Genomic DNA, 22,676 nt, shown 5'->3' on the forward strand with positions numbered 1-22,676 from the left:
TTTGCAAAAAATTAGGTGTATTATGAGCAGGGACGAGTCCAACAAAGGAAAAAAGGCATCAGGAAGACAGGGTGGTAATTTTAGGAAAAATAGTTATGCCAGGGGCAATTCACCTATAAAGAAGAACACACCGCCAAAGCAACCGTCAGACCCTAATACTATCCGTTTAAATAAGTATGTAGCCAACTCGGGGGTCTGCTCCCGAAGGGATGCGGATATTTATATTTCTGCAGGGAGTGTTACCGTTAATGGAAAGCCCGTTACAGAGATGGGTTACAAGGTAAAATTAACAGATGAGGTTAAGTTTGACGGGCAGTTGCTAAATCCTGTAAAAAAGGAATATATTCTTTTGAACAAACCAAAAGACTTCTCTACGACCATTAGGGATGAAAAAGGAAAAAGACATGTTTCTGGATTAATAACCAATGCCTCTAAATCTAAATTGCTTCCTGTTGATAAATTGGATAAGGAAGATACAGGTCTGTTGGTTTTCACCAATGATGGGGATTTGACCAAAAAATTAAAAAGTCCTATGAACGGACTACGAAAAATCTATCATTTAGTTCTTGATCGCGATTTATCAAGTGCTGATCTAAGAAAAATACAGGAAGGGGTTATGGTAGATGAAAAAGTGGTTAGGGTACAAGCTATAAGTTATATTGATGATGCTCCAAAAAGGGAAGTGGGAATTGAGATTCATAGTTCAAGGGGGAAAATCGTAGAACGTTTATTTGAACATTTAGATTATAAAATTGCTAAGTTAGATCGTGTTGTTTATGGTGGTTTAACAAAAAAGGACTTGCCAAGAGGACATTGGCGTTATCTTACCCAACAAGAGATAATCAACCTAAAAATGATTAAGTAATACAGAACGCTTCTTTTAACAGAAGCGTTCTGTATTAGATAAGTTTTCCCATTAAAACTATTTAATCCCTAGCATAACCCTCTCCAAAAAGATAACTGATAATTAGACCATGTGTGTTGCCTAATGGAGCGTCATTAAATGCTAAATTATAGGTATAGATAGTCCGGATATTTTTGAATAGATAAATACCAGCCAACAGGTTAATGGATGAATTGGTTCGGAACCCCGTTCCCACTTCAAACCTATTTTTATAGCTCATTGCTAGATTAATATCTACTTGAAAAGGGGCTCCGTTCTCGTATTTCACCAACATGTTTGGTTTGATCATAATTTCTTCAAATTGATTGGAGAAGAAACGGTATCCAAAGTAGCTATAGTAGGCATTTGAAAGGTCCAAATTATCATCGGAAGCCAATTTATCCCCAAGCACATTGGGTGCAGAAAGGCCTACATAGAAGTTTGCTAGATTTAGTAGTACACCTAGTCCAATAGTTGGGATGGTAGCATTAATGTTCTGTGCAAAATTGGGATCACCCACGATTCCAAGTTCCAATAAATTATCCTGATACTGTTGTATGCCTCCAGAAATGGCGAAGGAGAAGGAATTGGGAGTATAAATCTGCCAATAGGGCCTATTTTTTTTGGTGTCAAAAAATAGTTTATAGGAGTAGGTGGCAAAGGCATTTGTAGAGGTAGTAACACCACCAATTACATCTCTAATAAGGCCGGTACCAAGACCTACTTTTCCTCTGTTCAATGGAGTATGAAGACTCAATGAAAAACTACGTGGGCTTCCCTCTAATTTATTAAAGAATCCAGAATTACTCAAGGAAACTTCCGTGCTAGGGGCAAGTCCGGCGAAAGCACTATTAATTAGATATGGGTTATAGTTATATTCTGCAAATGCTGGTGTTTGTTGAGCTTCAAGCTCAGAATATGAAAATAATGCAAAAAGTAGGGTCGCCGTTATAGCGATATTCTTTATAAAATGCTTCATTGAGTTATCGCTTTAGGACTACAAAACCTTGTAGTTTTTTAAGATTATGTTCGCCAGAAACTTGAATGTTAAAGAAATAAGTGCCACTTGGAAGTTCACTCGCCCCCAATTTGGTTCTTTTGTTGGCCGTACCGCTAAACACATTGGATTGATTATCATATCCTTGGATTTGGAAAACCAAATCTCCCCAACGATTATAAATATAGACGGTGTTTTCGGGGTGTAATTCAATTCCATCAATGGACCAAAAGTCGTTTATGCCATCTCCATTTGGAGAGAAGCCGTACAATGTATCGTCTTGGGTAACGGTAGTAAATATAAATTCCCCACAGCTTACTGCATCACCTAAGGAATTGTATGGGGTAATGGTTACAAAGTAGGTAGTGCCTTCCAATAGGTTTTCGGTAAATGTGTAGCTGGTTAGAATGCTTACGTCCTCATTGTCAATAAGCTCATTCCCTCCTGATGTTGTGCCCACGGAAAGTCGATATCCGTCTGCGTGGACAGACGCTTCCCAAGATAATGAAGCAGTCAATTCCACATTGATATCCCCACTATTTGGTGAAATTAAGTTTGTACAATCAGGTATTGTAAGTAAGGTTTCTGTAATGAAACTTTCCTCCGTACACCCAGATGCGATTCCCACACTATTGTAAGGGACTATCGTAACATAAATGGTCGCTGCCTCGGGTAAATCGTTTGGAAGGTTATAGGTGCTGACATTACTGACATCTTGGTTATTTAGGATATCTGTTCCACCTGAAGTTGTCCCAACGGTTAGGTAGTACCCATCCGCATTGGAGATGGCGTTCCAAGAAATGTCCGTTGAAATACTTATATCGATAGCACCGTTGATAGGGGCGGATAATGACGTACAGCTTGGGGCCGTTGCCATCGTTTCGGTGGTAAAGGACTCCTCCGTACACCCAGTCGCGATTCCCACACTATTGTATGGGACAATCGTAACATAAATGGTGGTTGCCTCGGGTAAATCGGTTGAAAGGTTATAGGCGCTGACATTATGGACATCTTGGTTATTTAGGATATCTGTTCCACCTGAAGTTGTTCCAATGGTTAGGTAGTACCCATCCGCATTGGAGATGGCGTTCCAGGAAATGTCTGTTGATACGCTTACTTCCGAAACACCGTTGATAGGGGCGGACAATGACGTACAGCTTGGGGCCATAGCCACCGTTTCGGTGGTAAAGGACTCCTCCGTACACCCAGTCGCGATTCCCACACTATTGTAAGGGACTATCATTACATAAATAGTAGTTGCCTCCGGTAAATCGTTTGGAAGGTTATAAGTGGTAACATTACTGACATCTTGATTGTTTAGGATATTAGATCCGCCAGAAGTTGTCCCAACGGTTAGGTAGTACCCATCCGCATTGGACATAGCGTTCCAAGAAATGTCCGTTGAAATACTTATATCGGAAGTACCGTTGATAGGGGCGGCCAATGACGTACAGCTTGGGGCCATTGCCACCGTTTCGGTGGTAAAGGACTCCTCCGTACACCCAGTCGCGATTCCCACACTATTGTAAGGGACTATCATTACATAAATAGTAGTTGCTTCCGGTAAATCGTTTGGAAGGTTATAAGTGGTAACATTACTGACATCTTGATTGTTTAGGATATTAGATCCGCCAGAAGTTGTCCCAACGGTTAGGTAGTACCCATCCGCATTGGAGATGGCGTTCCAAGAAATGTCTGAAGAAATACTTATATCCGAAGCACCGTTGATAGGGGCGGACAATGACGTACAGTTTGGGACTGTTGCCATGGTTTCTGTCGTAAATGATTCTTCAGCACAAGAGGCGGCATTTCCAAAACTATTGTAAGGTGTAATTGTTACGAATATTGCAGTGTTTTCTGGTAGATTAGTTGGTAAATTAAAGGTTGTAACATTACCTGTATCATACCCATTTAATATATCTGTTGCTCCCGAAGAAGTGCCTACCGTTAGATAATAACCCTCTACATTAGCTGCTGCATCCCAACTTAAGTCAGTATCCACTGGTATACCCGTTTCACCGTTTAAAGGTGTTGAAAGGTTCGTGCATAAAGGGGGTGAGTTTAAGGTGGTGGTTCCTGTTCTAAAACTCTGTTCGGCACAACCTACTGCATCACCTTCATTGTTATAAGGTATTATGGTTACATAATGCGTTCTGTTTTCCTGCAGGTTTTGGGAAAAGGCGTAGGAAGTTGTATTTCCTACATCGATATTATTTGCTACCTCAATACCACCTTGGGTAATACCTACAACCACAAGGTATCCTGTAGCGCCATCTACCGCGTTCCAACTTAAACTAGTATCGATCGGGACACCTGTTGTTCCTGAAACTGGACTTATTAGGTTGCTGCAGACTGGCGGAACCGGGATGAGCTCAGTATGGAAATTCTCTTCTCCACATCCGTTGGTATCCCCTTGTTCGTTATAAGGTACTATAGTTATAAAAATATCACTATCCTCGGGTAGGTTTGTTGGATGGTCATATGTAGTGACATTGCCAACGTCAAAGTTGTTCAGTATATCATTTCCTCCTGAGGTGGTTGCGATGGTTAATCTATACCCATCTGCGTTTGAAATAGGATCCCAACTTAAATCTGAAGTAACGGCAACGTTCGTAGCGCTATTTAAAGGTTCGGTCAAATTTGTGCATTCAGGTAGTGTAGCCGGATTGGTTGAGATGGTAAAACTTTCCTCTACACATGGGCCAATGGCATCACCGGTATCGTTGGAAGGGGTAATGGTCACAAATACGGTTTCCCCACCCATAAAATCACTGGTAAACTCGTATGTGGTATTATTAACCATAGTTTCGTTAATGACTGTTCCCGATGGTTGAATTGTGATGGAAACCTTATATTCCCGTACATATAGTTGGGGCTCCCAAGTTAAATTGGTGTTTACGGGCACATTGGTTTCACCATGTAATGGTGCTGTAAGTTGTGTGCAATTTGGAAATGGACAATCCAATACATCCCCTGTAATGCTCCAGCCAAAATTGTCTATAATAGATTGTCTCTCTTCAACTGCGTCACAATAAGGAAGACTGTTGGCGCCTAAGTTTATTCCAGGAGTTAGGGTTTGTTCAGACCATGCAATTAGGGTATTGTCATAATTTTCTAATGATAAGGAGGTGTCATCCAACATGTTTTGCATATTGGTAACATTGCTTACGTTCCAATCCCCTAAATACTGGTTAAATGCTATTGCATCATGAAACATGGCCTGCATAGATACATTGCCAGGGTTCCAAGCATCAAAAGTTTGGTTTAGGGAAGATGCCCCTTGAAACATTCTGTTCATATTGGTTACACCATTTACCCGCCAGTTATTCAAGGACTGATTGTAGCTTATAGCTACATTGAACATATCTTGCATAGTGGCAACACCGCGTACGTTCCAACTATTAATACTACCGTTAAAAGCGGTTGCCGCTTGGAACATTCCTTGCATTGTTGTTACTGAGGCAACGTTCCAAGAATCCAAAGATTGATTAAAACTTTCCGCCTCCCTAAACATTTCTTGCATGGTAGTCACATAAGAAGTATTCCAATTATCAAGATTTTGATCAAATAGGGTTGCACCATAGAACATTTGTGCCATATTTTGGGCTTCGCCGGTGTCCCAAGCATTTAATGGGCTATTAAAAACAGCTGCATTTTTGAACATGGCGTTAAAATTGGTAACCACAGAAACATTCCAATTATTCATTTCTTGAGCATAGGCAGCAGCATCTTCGAACATGGATGGCATAAGTGTAACGGAGCTCACATTCCAAGTATTCAAGGGTTGATTGAAAATTATAGCATCTTCAAACATATTACTCATATTGGCCACTGCACTTACATCCCAGTTATCCAGAGCCTGGTTGAATGAGGTAGCGCCCCTGAACATACTGCTCATATTTACCACAGAGTTTACATCCCAACTGTTCAATGGTTGGTTAAAGACAGGGGCGTAGTTGAACATGGAACTCATGTTGGTTACATTGGTGACGTTCCAACTATCAATATTTTGATTAAAAACATCTGCACTGCTGAACATGCTACTCATATTGGTGACTTCAGAAACATTCCAGTTATTTAAAGGCTGATCAAACATGTTCGCATTGTTGAACATGGATGCCATATTGGTTACTGAAGACACGTTCCAAGAGTTTAGCGGTTGATCAAATACATTTGCATTGCTGAACATACTGCGCATTGTTGCTACAGATAAGACATTCCAATTATCTATATTTTGATTGAATGCTTTAGTATAGTAGAACATTTCTTCCATATTCTGGACATTACTAACATCCCAAGCGTTTATTGGTTGATTAAATGCATCCGTTCTTTCAAACATTTTGGACATATCGGTTACCCTACTTACATCCCAATTATTTAGTGGTTGGTTAAAATTTTTAGCACTGCTGAACATTCGGGCCATATTGGTTACACTTCCTGTATCCCAACTATTAATATTTTGGTTAAATTCTGACGTACTGGCAAACATGAAATTCATGTTGGTAACACTACTAACATCCCAATTGTCAAGTGGTTGGTTAAATATCGAAGCAACCCCAAACATACCGTACATATTGGTTACATTGCTTACATCCCAATTGTTGATGTTGCCGTTAAAATTTCTACACACAATGAACATTCTTCCCATATCCGTAACTAGGGATAGATCTGGAATGTCCGTGGCATTGTATTCCATGTTTTCGCAACCTGCAAATGCACCTTGCATGGTTTCCCATGTTTGTGTGCCCCATTGGTCAATGCTAAGTAACTTGAAAGCATCGCTATTAAATTCTTCATGTCGCGGTGCAGGAAATGTTCCTATTATGCTTACAGTATATATTCCAGGTATGAGATAGGTGTGTGTAATATCTCCAGTGACATTATTATCATATTGGCCATCACCCCAATCTATACTGTAATTGTATGAAAATCCAGATGTGGTTTGAATTTTTAGTTGATCAACAGGTGTGGTTTGAGTAGAGTTTTGAAGTCTAGTATCATAAGTAAGTTTAAAAGCATTAGGACTGTTGACCCAACTTTCTACTACGGTATAGTTGATTTCTTGGCATCCAGTGGCATCGCCATCGGCGTTATAAGGAACCACGGTAACAAAAACATTGTCACCCGGCGTAAATTCATTGGTAAAATCTACTCCCACGACATTTCCCACATCGTAATTGTTATAAACCAATTGATCAATTGGTCCGTTTACTCTCCTGATCGTAATTTTGTAGCCTGTGGCATTAGGTGCTGGATTCCATCGTATATCACTATTTGCAGGTGTAGCGGTATCACTGGCATGGGGCATGGTTATCTCGGTACATAGCACATATGAGCAGTTTACACTATCTCCAATAATGTTCCATCCATTGTTATCAATTAGGCTTTGCCTTTGGGTGAGGCCATCACAATATTGTAAATTGATGGCTCCTAGTGTAATTCCGGAGTTTACGGTTTGTCCAGACCATCCAATTAAAATGGTGTCATAATTTTCCTGTGAAATTCCACTATTGGATAACATGTTGGTCATGACTGTCACATTGGATATGTCCCACATACCTAAGTTTTGATTAAAAGCGGTAGCCAGGTTGAACATATTGGACATATTGCTTACCGAAGAAGTTACCCAGGTACTTAGATCCTGATTAAAGGCGGTAGTCTGGTTGAAAAGATTTTGAAAATTGGTGACATTACTAAGATTCCAAGACCCCAATGGTTGGTTAAAAGCTTCAGCCCTAGAGAACATTGCTGAAATATTGGTCACATTGCCCATTGCCCAACTGTTGAGTGGTTGGTTGTAGAGGGGCGCCTGTTGAAACATTTCGCTCATATCGGTAACAGCACTCACATTCCAACCACTGATGTCTTGGTTAAATACTTGAGCCTCGTTGAACATACCTTTCATAGTGGTGACACTACTCACGTCCCAGCCGCCAATGTCTTGGTTAAATGCAGAATTGTCCCTAAACATATAACTCATGTTCGTTACATTACTCACGTCCCAAGAATCTAAAGGGAAATTATAAACTTGGTCCCAAAAATACCCATCGAACATACTGGACATATTGGTTACATTGCTTACATCCCAGCTGTTTAGTGGTTGATTGAACGTTCTGTTTCTTTGGAACATAGTGGACATATCTGTAACCGCAGAAACATCCCAATTTGCTAAAGGTTGATTAAATTGTCCTTGGCCAAACATGCCTGCCATGCTGGTAACATTGCTTACATCCCAGTTGGGAATGGACTGGTTAAAGGCAGAGGAATTGAACATACGTGCCATATTGGTCACATTGCTTACGTTCCAATTGTGTAGTGGATAGTTGAAGTTATTGGTACTTTGAAAGGTGCTAGACATATTGGTCACCTGGCTTACATCCCAGTTATTGATGTTTTGGTTGAACGATCCAGCACCTAGGAACATGCCAGACATATTGGTTACAGAAGCAGTGTTCCAGTTGTCCAAAGGTTCGTTATATGCTTGTGCAGAATAAAAGGTTTCGGACATATTGGTTACAGAAATGGTATTCCAGTTATCCAAAGGCCTGTTAAAAATTCTTGCCTGTCTAAATAAGCCGGACATATTAGTGATGGTGCTTACGTCCCAGTTGTTTAAAATCCCATTAAAACTTTCACATTCCCTGAACATGTTGGATAAATTGGTCACCTGTGTTAGATCAGGTGCATCAATAGCATCAAAATTCAGGTTGGAACAGCCGTAAAAGGCATTTTCCATAGTTTGCCATTGGATGTCTCCCCAAGAAAGTATCTCAATTATTTTTTCAACGTCCCCGCTATTATTAAAATAAATGGCAGGAAAAGTGCCACTTATGCTAATGGTGTAACTTCCCACAGTTGTATAGGTATGTGTAATGTCGCCGTTAACCGCAATATTTATGTTTCCATCTCCCCAGTCTACATTGTAGTTATAGGTATACGCAGGGTTGGTAGGAATGGTAATTTCATTACTGGCGGAGGAGCCGCTGCTGGTATTGTTAGTGTCCCATGTAGATATGAAGGATTGTGAAAAACCTGTCAAGCTAATAAGTAAAAGTATAAAGGGCAGTTTTTTGAGCATAATGAATAGTGGTTATTTCCCTATGTAAATAGGGTTAGTCCATAACGTATAACCAGTTCAATTATTTTACGTTAGAAGAAAGTGTGTTCCATTTGTTGTGAAACCCTAAAAAGCTGTAGAAATCATTACCATGCCATCATTAAAAACAGCTGTTTTTCTTGCTGTTAGGTAGGGGTTTTAGGGTGTTGAAATAACCTTTTTACCCTTCTTGCTGTTTTGTAATACTCGTGTGTATGTAGCGTAATTGGAGCGGTAGAATAAATTTGTATCTTCTGGGATATAATGTCTTATTTTTCCTCGAACAATAACCAATAATTTGGGTCAAGAATAATTTGGTCAGGACGCATTTTAGATTTGATTATAAATTCTTGGGATTGTTGGTCAATAGTTGCCTTAATGATTTCGAGCTCATCACCTTGTAAAACACCTATTTCCAGAGGAAATTGAAAAATATGATGATCCTGTATTTGCTTCAAAAAGATTTTCACCTTTCCTTGCTCGTATTGCCATTCCCATTCTATTTCAGGATGGCCCTTGGTAAACAACCACTGTTGAAAGAAGGTCTCCAGATTTTCACCTGAAGCTTCCTCCATGTACTTTTGAAAGTCTGTAGTAAGCACATTGGCATTCCTGAATTTTTTGTAATAGTCTCGAATGCCCTTCCAAAAAACATCGTTACCTAGTTGATGGCGAAGCATATTCAATACCCATCCTCCTTTTTGATAGCTGTTTATGCTTAAGACCTGCATGGGGTCTTTTATTGTTAAATCTACGATGGGTGATTGGTTCTGTTTGTAATAGTCGATTACTTGCTTTCGGTCGAGGGCCAATGCATCTTTTCTTTTATCATCGCCATATACATGCTCCAGGTACAAAATAGAAAAATAGGTGGCGAACCCTTCACTTAACCAAACATGGTTCCAGTTATTCTCCGTAGCAGAATTGCCAAACCATTGATGGGCAATTTCATGTGCGATTAATTCCTCTACCGTGTTCATGCCAGTTACCGAGTCTTCAAAATAGGCGATCGTTCCTGCATTTTCAAGACCGCCCCATTGTGTTTTGGCCTGCATATTTGCCAATTTTGCAAAGGAATAAGATCCTATGTTATCTATAAAATATTTTAGGACTTTAGAAGCTACCTTATAATCTGAAAAGCCTTCCAATCGGTTTTCGGGATAGACCCATGCCGTTACCGGAATGTCATAAACTACATCCAATAGGGTACTTGCGAATTGGGTAACCCCAATGGTGACCACTTTCATGGCTACAGGAGCAGGTTCTTGATAGGTAGTTAGTTTAAAGCCATTGCCCAGATTGCTTTCCTCGATTTTTTTGCCAGTAGCCAACACATCGTAATGCTCTGGTGCGGTAATCCTAAATTCAATGGTGGCTTTATCGTAAGGGTGGTCAACGGAAGGCAACCAATGCCGTGCGAGATTAGGCCAATTGTCTCCAAAAAAGGAGCGACGCCCAAATTTGGTGGTATCAATGACCAAACCTTTTTCGGGTATCCCATTATAGACGACCTTATACGTGTGGGTAGTTGTACTTTTTGAGGAGGGAGTGATGATGATTTTATTATTATGGAATATATAATTGGCATCCTGATCTCCTTCGAATACCCCAGTAATGTGCATGCCATAAACCCCTGATTGGCCAACAAGGTCTAGGGTAAATTCCTCAACCTCATTTTTAAAGTCAACTTTTATAACTGCCTCCCCCTTTATTTCATTGGAATCATCATTCAACATCAAGTTAAAGAGGTATGACTGAACATCGATTGCCTCATTTTTGTGATATTGATCTTGGGCCGTTATTTTAGTGACACCTAAAAAAAATAGGATAAGGACAAAAGTATATTTTGGTAGGATTGGGTATAACAAGTGTTTCGTTTTTAATAAATTAAAAATGTTCACGTTAAATTAAACTGTTTTTTTCATTTTTTCACGAATTTCCTTTAAACAAAGATTTCCCAAGCTTCCTTCATGGGTATGTTTAATATCTCTTTTGGGGGTGAAAGTACCATTATTGATTTCCTGTCCCATTTTTTTATAGGCATCTCTAAAGGGCATTCCGTTTTGTACAAGCTCGTTTAAAGTGTCCACACTAAATAAGTAATCATATTTTGGGTCTTCAAGAATACGCTTGTTAACCCTGATTTCTTTTAAACTAAACGTCAAGATTTCGAGACAGGCTTTCATATCCTGAATAGCAGGAACAATAATTTCCTTTACCAATTGTAAGTCTCTATGGTAACCACTAGGTAAATTGTTGATTACCATGGTCAATTGGTTTGGGATTGATTGTAGTTTGTTGCATTTGCCACGTACCAGCTCAAAAACATCTGGGTTCTTTTTATGTGGCATGATGCTACTACCTGTAGTCAATTCATCCGGAAAGGAGACAAAATCAAAATTTTGGCTCATATACAAACAGATGTCCATTGCCATTTTAGATAGCGTTGCCGCAATATTTGCCATACCAAAAGCGGTTGCTTTTTCTACTTTGCCGCGCCCCATTTGAGCGGCCACCACATTGTATTTCATAGTTTCAAAACCCATTTCTTTGGTGGTATAACTTCTATCGATATCAAAAGAACTTCCGTAGCCAGCAGCACTTCCTAGAGGATTTTGGTCGGCAACTTTGAAAGCGGCATCAACCAAGTATAAATCATCTATCAAACTTTCAGCATAGGCAGAAAACCATAAACCGAAAGACGAAGGCATAGCTATTTGGAGGTGCGTATAGCCAGGAAGAAGAACTTCCTTGTGTTGCTCGGCCAAATCCATTAACAAATCAAACAACCCCTTTGTTTGGGATTTGATTTCTGTCAGTTCATTTTTTAAATACAAATGCATCGCCACTAACACCTGATCGTTTCTTGAACGTGCGGTGTGTATTTTTTTCCCGGTATCCCCTAATTTTTCAGTAAGAAGAAATTCTATTTTAGAATGCATGTCCTCAAAGGAATCCTCAATAATAAATGTTCCCTCTTCAACAGATTTCCCAATAATATGAAGTTCTGTTACCAGTGCATCTGTTTCAGCTTGGGTCAATAAGCCTATTTTGCCCAACATTTTGGCATGGGCCTTTGAGGCGATTACATCATATTTTGCCAAATACAAATCCAGTTCCCTGTCATTACCTACTGTAAAATGGTCTATTTTTTTGTCTGTGCTAAATCCTTTGTCCCAGAGTTTCATAATACAAGTTCAAGTTCAAATGTCAAGTTCAAATACAATACTTTAGAGGTTATATTGGATACTTGGGTTTATGTTTATTTTTTTAGAAATCCTTCTAATATTTTAATATATAAATCAATGCCTTCTTCAATTTCATGTACGTAAATATACTCATCTGCAGAATGTGAACGCGTACTGTCGCCTGGTCCTAGTTTCAGCGATTGACAGCTTAAGGCCGCTTGGTCCGATAGGGTGGGGGACCCATAGGTTCCTCTCCCCAAGGCAATACCAGATTGTACCAATGGATGATTTTTGTCTATTCGTGAAGAGTTTAGATTTAATCCTCTTTCTTGTAATTCACACGGAGCTTCAGCCTTTAAAAGGTCCGCAATTTCTTTATTGGTGTATTGGTCGTTGACACGTACATCAATAACCAAATCTACCTGTGAGGGAACTACATTATGCTGGCTGCCGGCATTGATTTGGGTAACGGTCATTTTTACATCCCCCAAAGCTTCAGAGGTTTTTTTGAATTGATAGTCCCTAAACCATTCTAGCACCTTTATGGAATTATAAATGGCATTATTATCATTTGGGTGGGCAGCATGTGATGGTGTCCCCCTTACTATGGCATCAAAAACGACTAGTCCTTTTTCTGCAATTGCCAGCTGCATTAAGGTAGGCTCTCCAACAATTGCCACATCAATTTTTGGCAGGCTTGGTAATAGTCCCCTTAAACTATTTTTCCCGGCGTTTTCTTCTTCTGCGGATGCCACTAGTATAATATTGTGGCTTAGGTCCTTGGCACCATAGAAATGAGTGAACGTAGCTATTAATGAAACCAAACATCCACCTGCATCATTACTTCCCAAACCATAGAGCTTACCATCTTCAATATGTGCGTGAAAAGGGTCTCTGGTGTAGGCTTGATTGGGTTTTACCGTATCGTGGTGAGAGTTTAACAATAAGGTTGGTTTTGATTCGTCCCAAAACCTGTTCTTGGCAAAGACATTATTATTTTCTCTTTCAAAAGGAATATCAAAGGCCTTGAACCAATTTTGGATTGACTCTGCTGTCCGGTCTTCTTCTTTTGAAAACGACTGGATCGCTATCAATTCTTTTAATAGGGAAATTGCTTTTTTTGTCAGTTCTTTTTGGCTCATCTTATAAGGTTAAGGTCGAAAATAAAGTTGATGTGTCATCAAGCATAGTCATATCGCCTAAACAGACTTTATTTACATTATTGTTAAGGGCATGAAAACAATTTTCTAATTTGGGCAGCATTCCTTCTGCAACAATACCTTTATTTAATAACTGTTGATATTTTGTTGTGTCAATATGTTTGACCACAGAATCTTCATCGGAAATATCCATTAAAACACCCTTTTTCTCAAAACAATAAAATAAAGTGGTCTTATAAATATCACTTAGGCCAATGGCCAATTCTGAAGCAATGGTATCTGCGTTGGTGTTCAACAATTGTCCATTGCCATCGTGGGTCATAGCACAAAAAATAGGTGTTAAATTAATTTTCAACAATTCGTCTATGGTGCTAGTGTTTATGCTGTCTACATCTCCTACAAAACCATAGTCGATTTCTTTAACTGGGCGTTTGTGAGCTTGAATGGCGTTACCATCGGCGCCGCTTAGGCCTATGGCATTGCAGCCATTAGCTTGTAATTGTGCCACAATGTTCTTATTGGTTAGACCTGCATATACCATAGTAATTACTTCCAAAGTTTCAGCATCTGTAATTCTACGACCATTAACCATTTTTGATTCGATACCTAGTTTCGAGGCAAGTTGGGTGGCTAATTTGCCGCCGCCATGAACAAGAATCTTAATTCCGTCAAGTGCCGTAAAAAGCTTTAGGAACTTGTTCAACTCGGTTTTATTTTCAATGACGTTACCGCCAATTTTTACTATCGATAATTTTTGTTTCATACTATGAATTTATGATTCCTCCATCAATCGTCATTGTTGTTCCTGTAATCCACGATGAATCTTCGGAAACCATAAAAAGAGCCAACTTGGCTACATCTTCTGGGGTTCCCAATCGTTTTAATAAAGTAGATTCCCGCGCCTTTTCAACAGCTGTTTCCGGATTGTCAAATGCTCTGGCAGAATCCCAAAGTAGTGGGGTTTCCACGGGCCCTGGGCACATTGCGTTCACCCTTATTTTTGGGCCATATTCTACGGCCATTTGCTTCATCAAGGCTAATGAGGCCGCTTTAGAGGCACAATACGCCGGGTGATTTGGAAAACTTTTAAATGCCGCAATAGAGGCGTTGATTAATATGTTTCCACCGTTTTTCTCAAGATAGGGAATAGCATATTTTGATATGTAAAAAATAGAACTCAAGTTGGTATCTAATGTTTTGTGCCAATCGTCAATTGATAGATCTACCACATTACCCAGTCCTAGAATCCCAGCATTGATAGATAGTATATCCAAACCTCCAAAATTGGAAATAGCCGCCGCTGTTAGTGCTTTGTTATATTCAGGGTCACGGACATCTCCTGCGAGAAAAACCGAGCGTTTTAATTTAGTGGCTAGTTTGGAACCACGTTCAGCGTTTCGTCCCGATAAAATAATATTTGCGCCTTCACTGGAGAATTTTTCAGCTATAGCCTTGCCCATACCACTAGTGGCTCCTGTGATTATGCAGATTTTATTTTTTAATTTCTGGGTCATTTCTGAAGGCTATAGACTTTCCAAAATTTTCTTTAAAACTATTTGTGCGGCATAGGTTCTATTATTTGCCTGTTCTACTACCAAAGATTGGTCGCTATCCAATACGGCATCTTCAACCACTACATTTCTCCGTACGGGCAAGCAGTGCATAAACTTGGCATGTCCCAACTTTTCTTTGGTCATCATCCAATTAGTATCATGGTTTAGCACCTTTCCATAATCGACATAACTACTCCAATTTTTTACATAAACAAAATCAGCACCTTCCATGGCTTTATTTTGGTCATATTCAACAGGTATGTCCTTGGTAATATTCTTATTTAGTTCATATCCTTTTGGGTGTGTGATAACAAAATTGGCATCTTGTAACTGCATCATTTCTACAAAGGAATTTGCTACAGCATGAGGTAAGGCCTTTGGGTGGGGCGCCCATGAAAGTACAACCTTGGGTTTGGGTTTGGTGTTTTGTTCATCTATTGTAATAGCGTCTGCTAATGCTTGTAAAGGATGCCCAACGGAGCTTTCCATATTCACAACGGGAATTGATGTATATTTTTTGAAACCGTTGAGTACTACCTCTGCTTCATCTTTCTCCTTGTCGGTAAGCGAAGCAAATGCCCTAATCGCCACAATGTCACAAAATTGTGATACCACTTGTGCCGCCTCTTTAATATGTTCAGAGGTGTTCTGGTTCATTACAGTACCATCTTCATACTCCAGTGCCCAACCTTCACTGCCAAAATTCATGACCATAACTTCGAGACCCAGGTTCAAGGCAGCCTTTTGGGTACTTAAGCGTGTTCTAAGGCTATTGTTAAAGAACAAAAGACATATGGTTTTGTCTTCTCCAATTTTTTTATATGCCTTGGGTTGTTTTTTTAATTCTTTTGCCTGGGTTACCCAGTCATCTAAATTATCTATATCCTTTATGGAGAGGTAATGGTTCATGAGGTTATTTTAGTAAAGTTAGAATTGCCGTTTAGAGCATCTGTAATAAAATTATCTTTTAGGCCGTTAACGATCCATGTTTCAATAGCCTCTTTTTGGGCAATATTCGCCGCTTCTAATTTAGATTGCATACCCCCAGTGCCATGTGATGACTTCTCCAGACTTATTTCTTTTTCCAATAAATTTATGTCCTTAACAACGTCTATGGTCTTAGGTTGGCCATTTTGTATAGATGCCTTGGTATAGATGCCATCTGTGTTGGTTGCAATTAAAAGCAAATCAACCTTAAGGAGCGCAGCTGTAAGTGCCGCTAGCTTATCATTGTCACCAAATTTTATTTCATCTGTGGCTACGGTATCATTCTCATTTATTATGGGAATAAAATTGTTCTCAACAAGAACATTAATGGTATTCTTGATGTTTTCCTTGGACTCAGGTTTTTCAAAATCTGAATAGGACAGCAAACATTGGGAAGTAAATAGACCAAGTTCCCTAAAATTTTCTTGAAAAATCCGCATTAAATGCGGCTGGCCAATTGCGGCCAATGCTTGTTTTATATTTATTTCTCCGCCATTGTGCTCTAATTTCACAAACTGTTTGGCAGCGGCAATGGCACCGGAACTTACAATGATGAATTCATAGTTATCTTTAAGTTGGGCAATTTGTCTACCAATATCCTCTATTTTACCTCTTGATATATGGTCGGTTTCCTTTGTTAAGGTATTGGAACCAACTTTTAATAAAATTCTTTTTTTAGTCATCTTTCAAAGTTCACTATTGATTGTGAATGATTGGTTAGCCCCTTGTTTGTCCAGCTCCTTTAATATGCCATTTATTGGTTACCAAATGTTGGAGTCCTATAGGACCTCTCTGGTGTAACTTGTCTGTACTTATAGCAAGTTCGCCTCCTAGTCCAAATTGTCCGCCATCGGTGAATCTTGTAGATGCATTATGGTACACGGCCGCGCAATCTACAGTATCCATAAACTCATTTGACTTTTCACTGTTATCGGTGATAATTACCGCTGAATGTCCACCACCATAGGTATTGATGAGATGTACGGCTTCATTTAAGTCTGGTACTTGCCCGAGTACTATCTTATAATCCAAGAATTCCTGAGACCAAACATCTTCATTTTCCATTTGTTCGGTGCCTTCCAAGCCAGCAAGTTTCGCATCGGTCAAAATTTCAACATTATGTTTTTGTAGTTGCTGTATTAAAAGATGCAAAAATTCTTGTTTTCTAGGAATATCCCTTGAAATTAATACTTTGTCCAGTGCATTGCAGGCCGATATCTTTGTGGTTTTGGCATTGATAATAATATCTAGGGCCATTTGTAGATCAGCTTCGTCGTCAACATATAAAAAATTATTTCCACGACCGCTTACAATTACGGGACAGGTAGCATGTTTTTTGACAAAAGCAATGAGCTTTTCTCCACCCCTTGGAACGATAAGATCTAATTTTTCTGATGGTTTTTCCAAAAAGGATTGTGTTTGGGTCCTATCAAATTGCAAATAAGTGACCCAATCTTTAGTGCAACCGTTTTCTTGGAGGGCCTTATGCCACAGGTCTACGAGTACCAAATTACTTTTTAAGGATTCTTTTCCGCCTTTTAAAAGTATTTTATTGCCCGATTTAAAAGCAATTCCCGCAGCCTCAATGGTAACATCAGGTCTTGATTCATAAATGATCATAATGGTGCCAAAAGGTGCTGTTCTATCACTTATTTGCATGCCATTATCATGGGTGAACGCGAACCGCTCTACCCCTAAGGGATCAGGTTCTGAAGCCAATTGTTGCAATGAGCGTATCATGCCATCTATTTTACTATGGTCTACTTTTAAGCGATCCCCCATTGAAATATCATCACCTTTATAATTTTCCAAATCACTTTGGTTAGCCAGTAAAATAGCTGACTGTTCTAGAGCTATCAATTCAGCCATAGAACTTAAGACGGCATTTCGTTGGGTAATGTTAAGTTGCTTGCTCACTATAATTCTGCTTTAAGGGCATTAAAAAATGTATCTATATCTGAATTGCTGATATTCAGTGCTGGTAAAAATCGAATGACATGTTTATCTTTTGCACCACCACTGAACATATGTTGGTTGAAAATTAATTTTTTGCGTAATTCACCCACTTCAAAATCAAATTCCAAGCCTAGCATCAACCCTCTTCCTTTCACACGTTTAACTTGGGATATGTGAGCCGCTTTTTTAGTAAAATAAGCACCTAGTTTAGCAGCATTTTCTATTAAATTTTCTTTTTCTATCACTTCCAAAACGGCCAATGTTGCGGCACAAGCCAGGTGATTGCCGCCAAAAGTGGTGCCTAACAGACCGTATGAAGCCTTTATGCTTTCGTGTATCAATATACCACCAACTGGAAAACCATTGCCCATTCCTTTAGCGATACTAATAATATCAGGTTGTATGTCATGATGTTGAAATCCGAAAAACTTGCCACTTCTACCAAACCCACATTGTACTTCGTCGGCAATTAAAATAACATCATTTTCCTGGCATAGTTTGGCTATTTGTTGATAGAATTCTGTGGTAGGCTCATCCAATCCACCTACGCCTTGGATAGCTTCCAGGATTACAGCGCAAACATCCCCTTTTCTAATTTCCTTTTTAAAGGCCTCCAAGTCGTTGAAAGGTAGAAAAGTAACTTTTTGTTGTTGGTTTATTGGTGCGTTTATAGCGGCATTATCGGTTGCTGCCACGGCTGCAGAAGTTCTGCCATGAAAACTGTTTTTAAAAGCGATTACTTTGGACTTTCCTGTTTGAAACGAGGCTAATTTTAAGGCATTTTCATTGGCTTCAGCCCCTGAATTACATAAAAAAAGATTGTAATCTTCACAATTGGATAGTTCACCTAGTTTGGTTGCCAATTCTTCTTGCAACGGATTTTGGACAGCGTTGCTATAAAACCCTATTTTGTCCAGTTGGTCTTTTAGTCTTTTAATATAATGTGGATGTGAATGTCCAATGGAAATTACGGCATGCCCACCATAAAAATCCAAATAGTCTTGGCCTTTGTCATCGGTTATCACAATGCCTTTTGCAGCTACTGGCGTAACATCATATAAGGGATATACATCAAATAGTTTCATAGTATTTTTTTCTTTTAGTTCAATTTGTATAGAAGGTCTAAAAGGCTTATTTCTTTTTAAATTCGGTTATCTTATCATAAGAAGCTACAATACCTTGTATCAAACTTGAACTTAACCCTTGATGCTCCATTTCATTAAGGCCTTGTATTGTACATCCCATTGGTGTAGTAACCCTGTCAATTTCCTCTTCCGGGTGATTGCCAGATTCTATTAACAGCTTTGCAGCTCCATTACAGGTATGCATGGCTAATTCCTGGGCCTCTTTGGCATCAAACCCTAATTGTATGGCACCTTGCGTTGTGGCACGTATCAAACGCATCCAAAAGGCAATGCCACTGGCACAAATAACGGTGGCTGCCTGCATTTGTGCCTCAGGTATTTGCATGGAGTGCCCCATACGGTTAAATATAGCTTTAGCTAAGTCAATACGTTTTTTGCCTTTTTCATTACTACATATGCAGGTCATTGATTCGCCAACCGATATGGCAGTATTTGGCATACTTCTAATTATATAATTTTCTTTGCCTATTAGCGCTTCAATTTTATAAATTTCAAAGCCGGTAATGGTAGAAATTATGACATGGTTATCGGTAAGTAAATCCTTTATACTATCCAATAAAGATGCGAAATGCCCTGGCTGAACCGCAAAGATCAAAATATCTGATTTGGCAACGGCTTCCCTATTGTCTTCTGTCACGGTCACATTCCCATATTTTTCGTATTCAGATATAGATGCTGTATTCCTTTTGGTAAGGTACATGCTGGTAGCACCATTGCTATTTAATATTCCTTTTGCAATGGAAAGCCCTAAATTTCCTGCTCCGATAATGGCTATTTTCATAGTTCTTTTGTTTTTTGATGATATTGATCCGTAAACCAAATTCAAATACGCAGTATTTTTAAAATACGCTTGCTTTTAAATTGAGACCTAGGTTTTCTTCAAAACCAAAGATTAAGTTCATATTCTGTACCGCTTGTCCAGAAGCACCCTTTAGTAAGTTGTCAATAGCTGAGGTTATTAACAATGTGTTTTCATGCTTATGTAGGTGAATATGACATTGATTGGTATTTACCACCTGTTTTAAATTAATTGGGTCCTTTGCCAAATGTGTAAAAATGGCATTTGCATAAAAATCTGAATATAATTTTTCAGCTTCTTTTAAAGATCCATCGTATTGGATATATGCCGTGGCCAAAATACCTCTAGTGAAATTTCCTCTGTTAGGAAGAAAGAATAGTGTTCCAATACTATTTTGCAGCGATTTTAAGCTTTCATTGATTTCGCCCAAATGCTGATGTGTAAATGGCTTGTACCACGATACATTGTTGTTTCTCCAGCTAAAATGGGAGGTTTCGGACGGGCTCACACCAGCTCCTGTACTACCTGTTACCGCATTAATATGAACAGCCTCATTTAATTTCCCTTCTTTTGCCAAGGGCAAAAGTGCCAACTGTATGGCCGTGGCAAAGCAGCCGGGGTTGGCTATATTCTGGGCCTCTTCAATTTTTGATTTGTTCAATTCCGGTAGACCATATACAAATTCCTTACCATCAAAATTAGCATCGGCAAGTAATCTAAAATCATTACTAAGGTCGATAACCTTGGTTTTTGTGGAAAATGAATGTTCCCTTAAAAATTTAGAAGAATTACCATGACCAAGACACAGGAAGACCACATCCACATTTAGGTTTACATTTCCGGTAAATTCCATTTGGGTAATACCCAAAAGGTCGGGATGCGCCGTATTAAGTTTTTTTCCTGCTCGGGTTGTACTGTAGACAAAGTCGATTTCCGCCCCTGGATGGTTTAATAAAATTCGTATGAGTTCCCCACCGGTATAACCAGAACCACCAATGATACCTGTTTTAATCATTGCCTTGATTTACGTGGTTGTATATTTTTCCTGCATTGGATAGTATCTTAATGAAACCTTTGGCATCATCAGCTGTCCAGCCCTCGTTAATTTCACCGTAGCTGGCAAAGGAAGCATTCATTAGATCATGTTTTGATGAAATCCCGTTCAATCTAAACTGAAATGGGTATAATCCTACAAAAACATCTCCAGAAACGGTTTTCTGGGTATCGGTCAAAAAGGCTTCAATATTACGCATTACGGCGTCAAGATAGTTTCCTTCATGTAGCAACATGCCATAAAAGTTACCTTGTTGTTCTTTTTGAAACTGCTGCCATTTGGTAAGCGTATGTTTTTCTAGTAAATGGTGCGCTTTGATGATTATCAGAGCAGCAGCAGCCTCAAATCCTACTCGGCCTTTTATGCCGATAATGGTGTCACCAACATGTATGTCACGTCCTATAGCGTATTTAGATGCCATTGCCTCCAACTTTTCTATATTGGATACAGGATTGTCTTTTTGTCCGTTAATTGCTACCAATTCACCTTTTTCAAAAGTGAGTTTTACCTCAGAAGGCTCCTTTTCCTGTAGTTGGCTCGGATAGGCGGAATCAGGTAATGGTTTCTCGGAAGTCAACGTTTCCTCGCCACCTACAGAGGTTCCCCAAAGGCCCCGGTTGATTGAGTATTTGGCTTTTTCCCAAGGGTAATCCACGCCATTTTCTTTTAGGTAGGCAATTTCAACTTCCCTTGCCAATTTATTGTCCCTGATAGGCGTAATGATTTCAATTTCTGGGGCAATGATTTGAAAGATCATGTCAAAACGAACTTGGTCATTACCTGCGCCAGTACTACCATGGGCAATGTATTTAGCCCCAATTTTTTTAGCATGGTTAACTATTTCAATTGCCTGTACAATCCGCTCTGCACTAACGGATAAAGGGTAGGTATTGTTTTTAAGTACATTACCAAAAATGAGGTATTTTACAACTTTGTCGTAAAATGTCTGTACGGCATCAATTGATGTATACGAACTTGCACCTAGTTCTAATGCTTTTTCTTTAATATTTTTGATTTCTTCTGCAGAAAATCCCCCAGTGTTAACGCTTACTGCATGAACCTCAAAACCTTTTTCCTTACTTAGGAATTTGGCGCAGTAAGAAGTATCCAATCCGCCACTGTATGCTAAAACTAATTTCATATTGGTGTTATTTTTGTTCCCCTAAAGGGAAAACATCTTTATTCTGATTTATTTTTTTTCAAGAACAGACTTTCTTTTATACTTTTTAATCGCTTAAAGGCCTTCCCATTTAAATTTTCTTTTTTATCTATTTCCTTTATGGCTTTAGGGTCGTGTAACATACCAGTACACAGGCACATTTTCTGCTCTGTTCTAGTTAGGATATCAAAGTTTTTACAAGTCTGGCAACCTTTCCAAAATTCAGGATCGTCTGTTAATTCAGAAAAAGTAACCGGTTTGTATCCTAACTCGTAGTTAATTTTCATCACAGCAAGACCGGTAGTGATGCCAAATATTTTTGCATCGGGAAATTTCTTTCGTGAAAGTTCAAAAACTTTCTGTTTGATTTTCTTTGCAAGTCCTTGTGCCCTGTAATCTGGGTGCACAATAAGACCCGAGTTGGCCACATATTTTTCATGTCCCCAAACTTCAATATAGCAAAAGCCAGCAAATGTATCACCGTCCAAAGCGATGACGGCATTACCATTCTCAAGTTTTTTTTGAATGTACTCAGGTGTTCGTTTGGCAATACCCGTGCCTCTTACCTTTGCGGATTCTGAGATGGTATCGCAAATAATCTGAGCGTATTTAAAATGTGATGTATCAGCAACAATAATCTTCATTGCTATTTAAGTTTAAAAAGTAAAATAAATTGTGATTGTCGTTCTGCGGAAATGG

At 39.1% G+C, this 22,676-nt stretch carries 16 protein-coding genes; 1 reads left to right on the forward strand and 15 read right to left on the reverse strand.

What is annotated here, in order from left to right; all coding sequences use genetic code 11:
* Positions 1-22 precede the first annotated feature (22 nt).
* Entirely contained in the window at positions 23-865 is an 843-nt protein-coding gene (locus ACOCEA_RS06645; protein ID WP_420755429.1) for a pseudouridine synthase, read from the forward strand.
* A 61-nt stretch (positions 866-926) separates the two neighbouring features.
* On the opposite strand, the gene ACOCEA_RS06650 is transcribed toward ACOCEA_RS06645, so the two are convergent.
* The 15 genes from ACOCEA_RS06650 to ACOCEA_RS06720 all read right to left on the reverse strand — a co-directional run bounded on the left by ACOCEA_RS06650 (position 927) and on the right by ACOCEA_RS06720 (position 22,621).
* Entirely contained in the window at positions 927-1,862 is a 936-nt protein-coding gene (locus tag ACOCEA_RS06650; protein ID WP_420755430.1) for a PorP/SprF family type IX secretion system membrane protein, read from the reverse strand.
* 4 nt (positions 1,863-1,866) lie between these two features.
* Positions 1,867-8,958 carry a BspA family leucine-rich repeat surface protein gene (locus tag ACOCEA_RS06655; RefSeq protein ID WP_420755431.1) on the reverse strand — a complete coding sequence of 2,364 codons (7,092 nt, stop codon included), beginning with the start codon at positions 8,956-8,958 and terminating at the stop codon, positions 1,867-1,869.
* A gap of 287 nt (positions 8,959-9,245) precedes the next feature.
* Positions 9,246-10,844, reverse strand: coding sequence for a M1 family metallopeptidase (locus ACOCEA_RS06660; protein ID WP_420755432.1), 1,599 nt, complete (start codon positions 10,842-10,844; stop codon positions 9,246-9,248).
* Positions 10,845-10,883: 39 nt separating this feature from the next.
* Positions 10,884-12,164 (reverse strand): argininosuccinate lyase, encoded by a 1,281-nt coding sequence (gene argH / locus ACOCEA_RS06665; RefSeq protein WP_420755433.1) that lies wholly within the window; start codon positions 12,162-12,164, stop codon positions 10,884-10,886.
* A 74-nt stretch (positions 12,165-12,238) separates the two neighbouring features.
* Positions 12,239-13,306: a M20 family metallo-hydrolase gene (locus ACOCEA_RS06670; RefSeq protein ID WP_420755434.1), complete on the reverse strand. Its 1,068-nt coding sequence runs from the start codon at positions 13,304-13,306 to the stop codon at positions 12,239-12,241.
* A 1-nt stretch (position 13,307) separates the two neighbouring features.
* The gene (argB, locus tag ACOCEA_RS06675; protein WP_420755435.1) at positions 13,308-14,087 is read right to left on the reverse strand and encodes an acetylglutamate kinase; all 780 of its coding nucleotides are present in this window, start codon (positions 14,085-14,087) and stop codon (positions 13,308-13,310) included.
* Position 14,088: 1 nt separating this feature from the next.
* Positions 14,089-14,838, reverse strand: coding sequence for an SDR family NAD(P)-dependent oxidoreductase (locus ACOCEA_RS06680; protein WP_420755436.1), 750 nt, complete (start codon positions 14,836-14,838; stop codon positions 14,089-14,091).
* A 9-nt stretch (positions 14,839-14,847) separates the two neighbouring features.
* Positions 14,848-15,786 (reverse strand): Rossmann-fold NAD(P)-binding domain-containing protein, encoded by a 939-nt coding sequence (locus tag ACOCEA_RS06685; RefSeq protein WP_420755437.1) that lies wholly within the window; start codon positions 15,784-15,786, stop codon positions 14,848-14,850.
* The gene (gene proB, locus ACOCEA_RS06690) at positions 15,783-16,547 is read right to left on the reverse strand and encodes a glutamate 5-kinase (RefSeq protein ID WP_420755438.1); all 765 of its coding nucleotides are present in this window, start codon (positions 16,545-16,547) and stop codon (positions 15,783-15,785) included. Before proB ends, ACOCEA_RS06685 begins: the two co-directional genes overlap by 4 nt.
* A 34-nt stretch (positions 16,548-16,581) precedes the next feature.
* Positions 16,582-17,781, reverse strand: coding sequence for a glutamate-5-semialdehyde dehydrogenase (locus ACOCEA_RS06695; protein ID WP_420755439.1), 1,200 nt, complete (start codon positions 17,779-17,781; stop codon positions 16,582-16,584).
* Positions 17,781-18,905, reverse strand: a complete 1,125-nt coding sequence (locus ACOCEA_RS06700) for an aspartate aminotransferase family protein (protein ID WP_420755440.1) — start codon at positions 18,903-18,905, stop codon at positions 17,781-17,783. Before ACOCEA_RS06700 ends, ACOCEA_RS06695 begins: the two co-directional genes overlap by 1 nt.
* A 46-nt stretch (positions 18,906-18,951) precedes the next feature.
* Positions 18,952-19,746: a pyrroline-5-carboxylate reductase gene (proC, locus tag ACOCEA_RS06705; RefSeq protein WP_420755441.1), complete on the reverse strand. Its 795-nt coding sequence runs from the start codon at positions 19,744-19,746 to the stop codon at positions 18,952-18,954.
* A 58-nt stretch (positions 19,747-19,804) separates the two neighbouring features.
* Complete coding sequence (gene argC / locus ACOCEA_RS06710) at positions 19,805-20,779, reverse strand: N-acetyl-gamma-glutamyl-phosphate reductase (protein ID WP_420755442.1); 975 nt, start codon at positions 20,777-20,779, stop codon at positions 19,805-19,807.
* A complete protein-coding gene (gene argG / locus ACOCEA_RS06715; protein WP_420755443.1) occupies positions 20,772-21,959 on the reverse strand; it encodes an argininosuccinate synthase in 1,188 nt (395 codons plus the stop codon). Before argG ends, argC begins: the two co-directional genes overlap by 8 nt.
* Positions 21,960-21,997: 38 nt before the next feature.
* On the reverse strand, positions 21,998-22,621 hold the full coding sequence (locus ACOCEA_RS06720; RefSeq protein WP_420755444.1) for a GNAT family N-acetyltransferase: 624 nt from the start codon (positions 22,619-22,621) through the stop codon (positions 21,998-22,000).
* Between the last annotated feature and the right edge of the window lie 55 nt (positions 22,622-22,676).

The organism is Maribacter luteocoastalis (assembly GCF_048890225.1).
Lineage (GTDB): Bacteria > Bacteroidota > Bacteroidia > Flavobacteriales > Flavobacteriaceae > Maribacter > Maribacter luteocoastalis.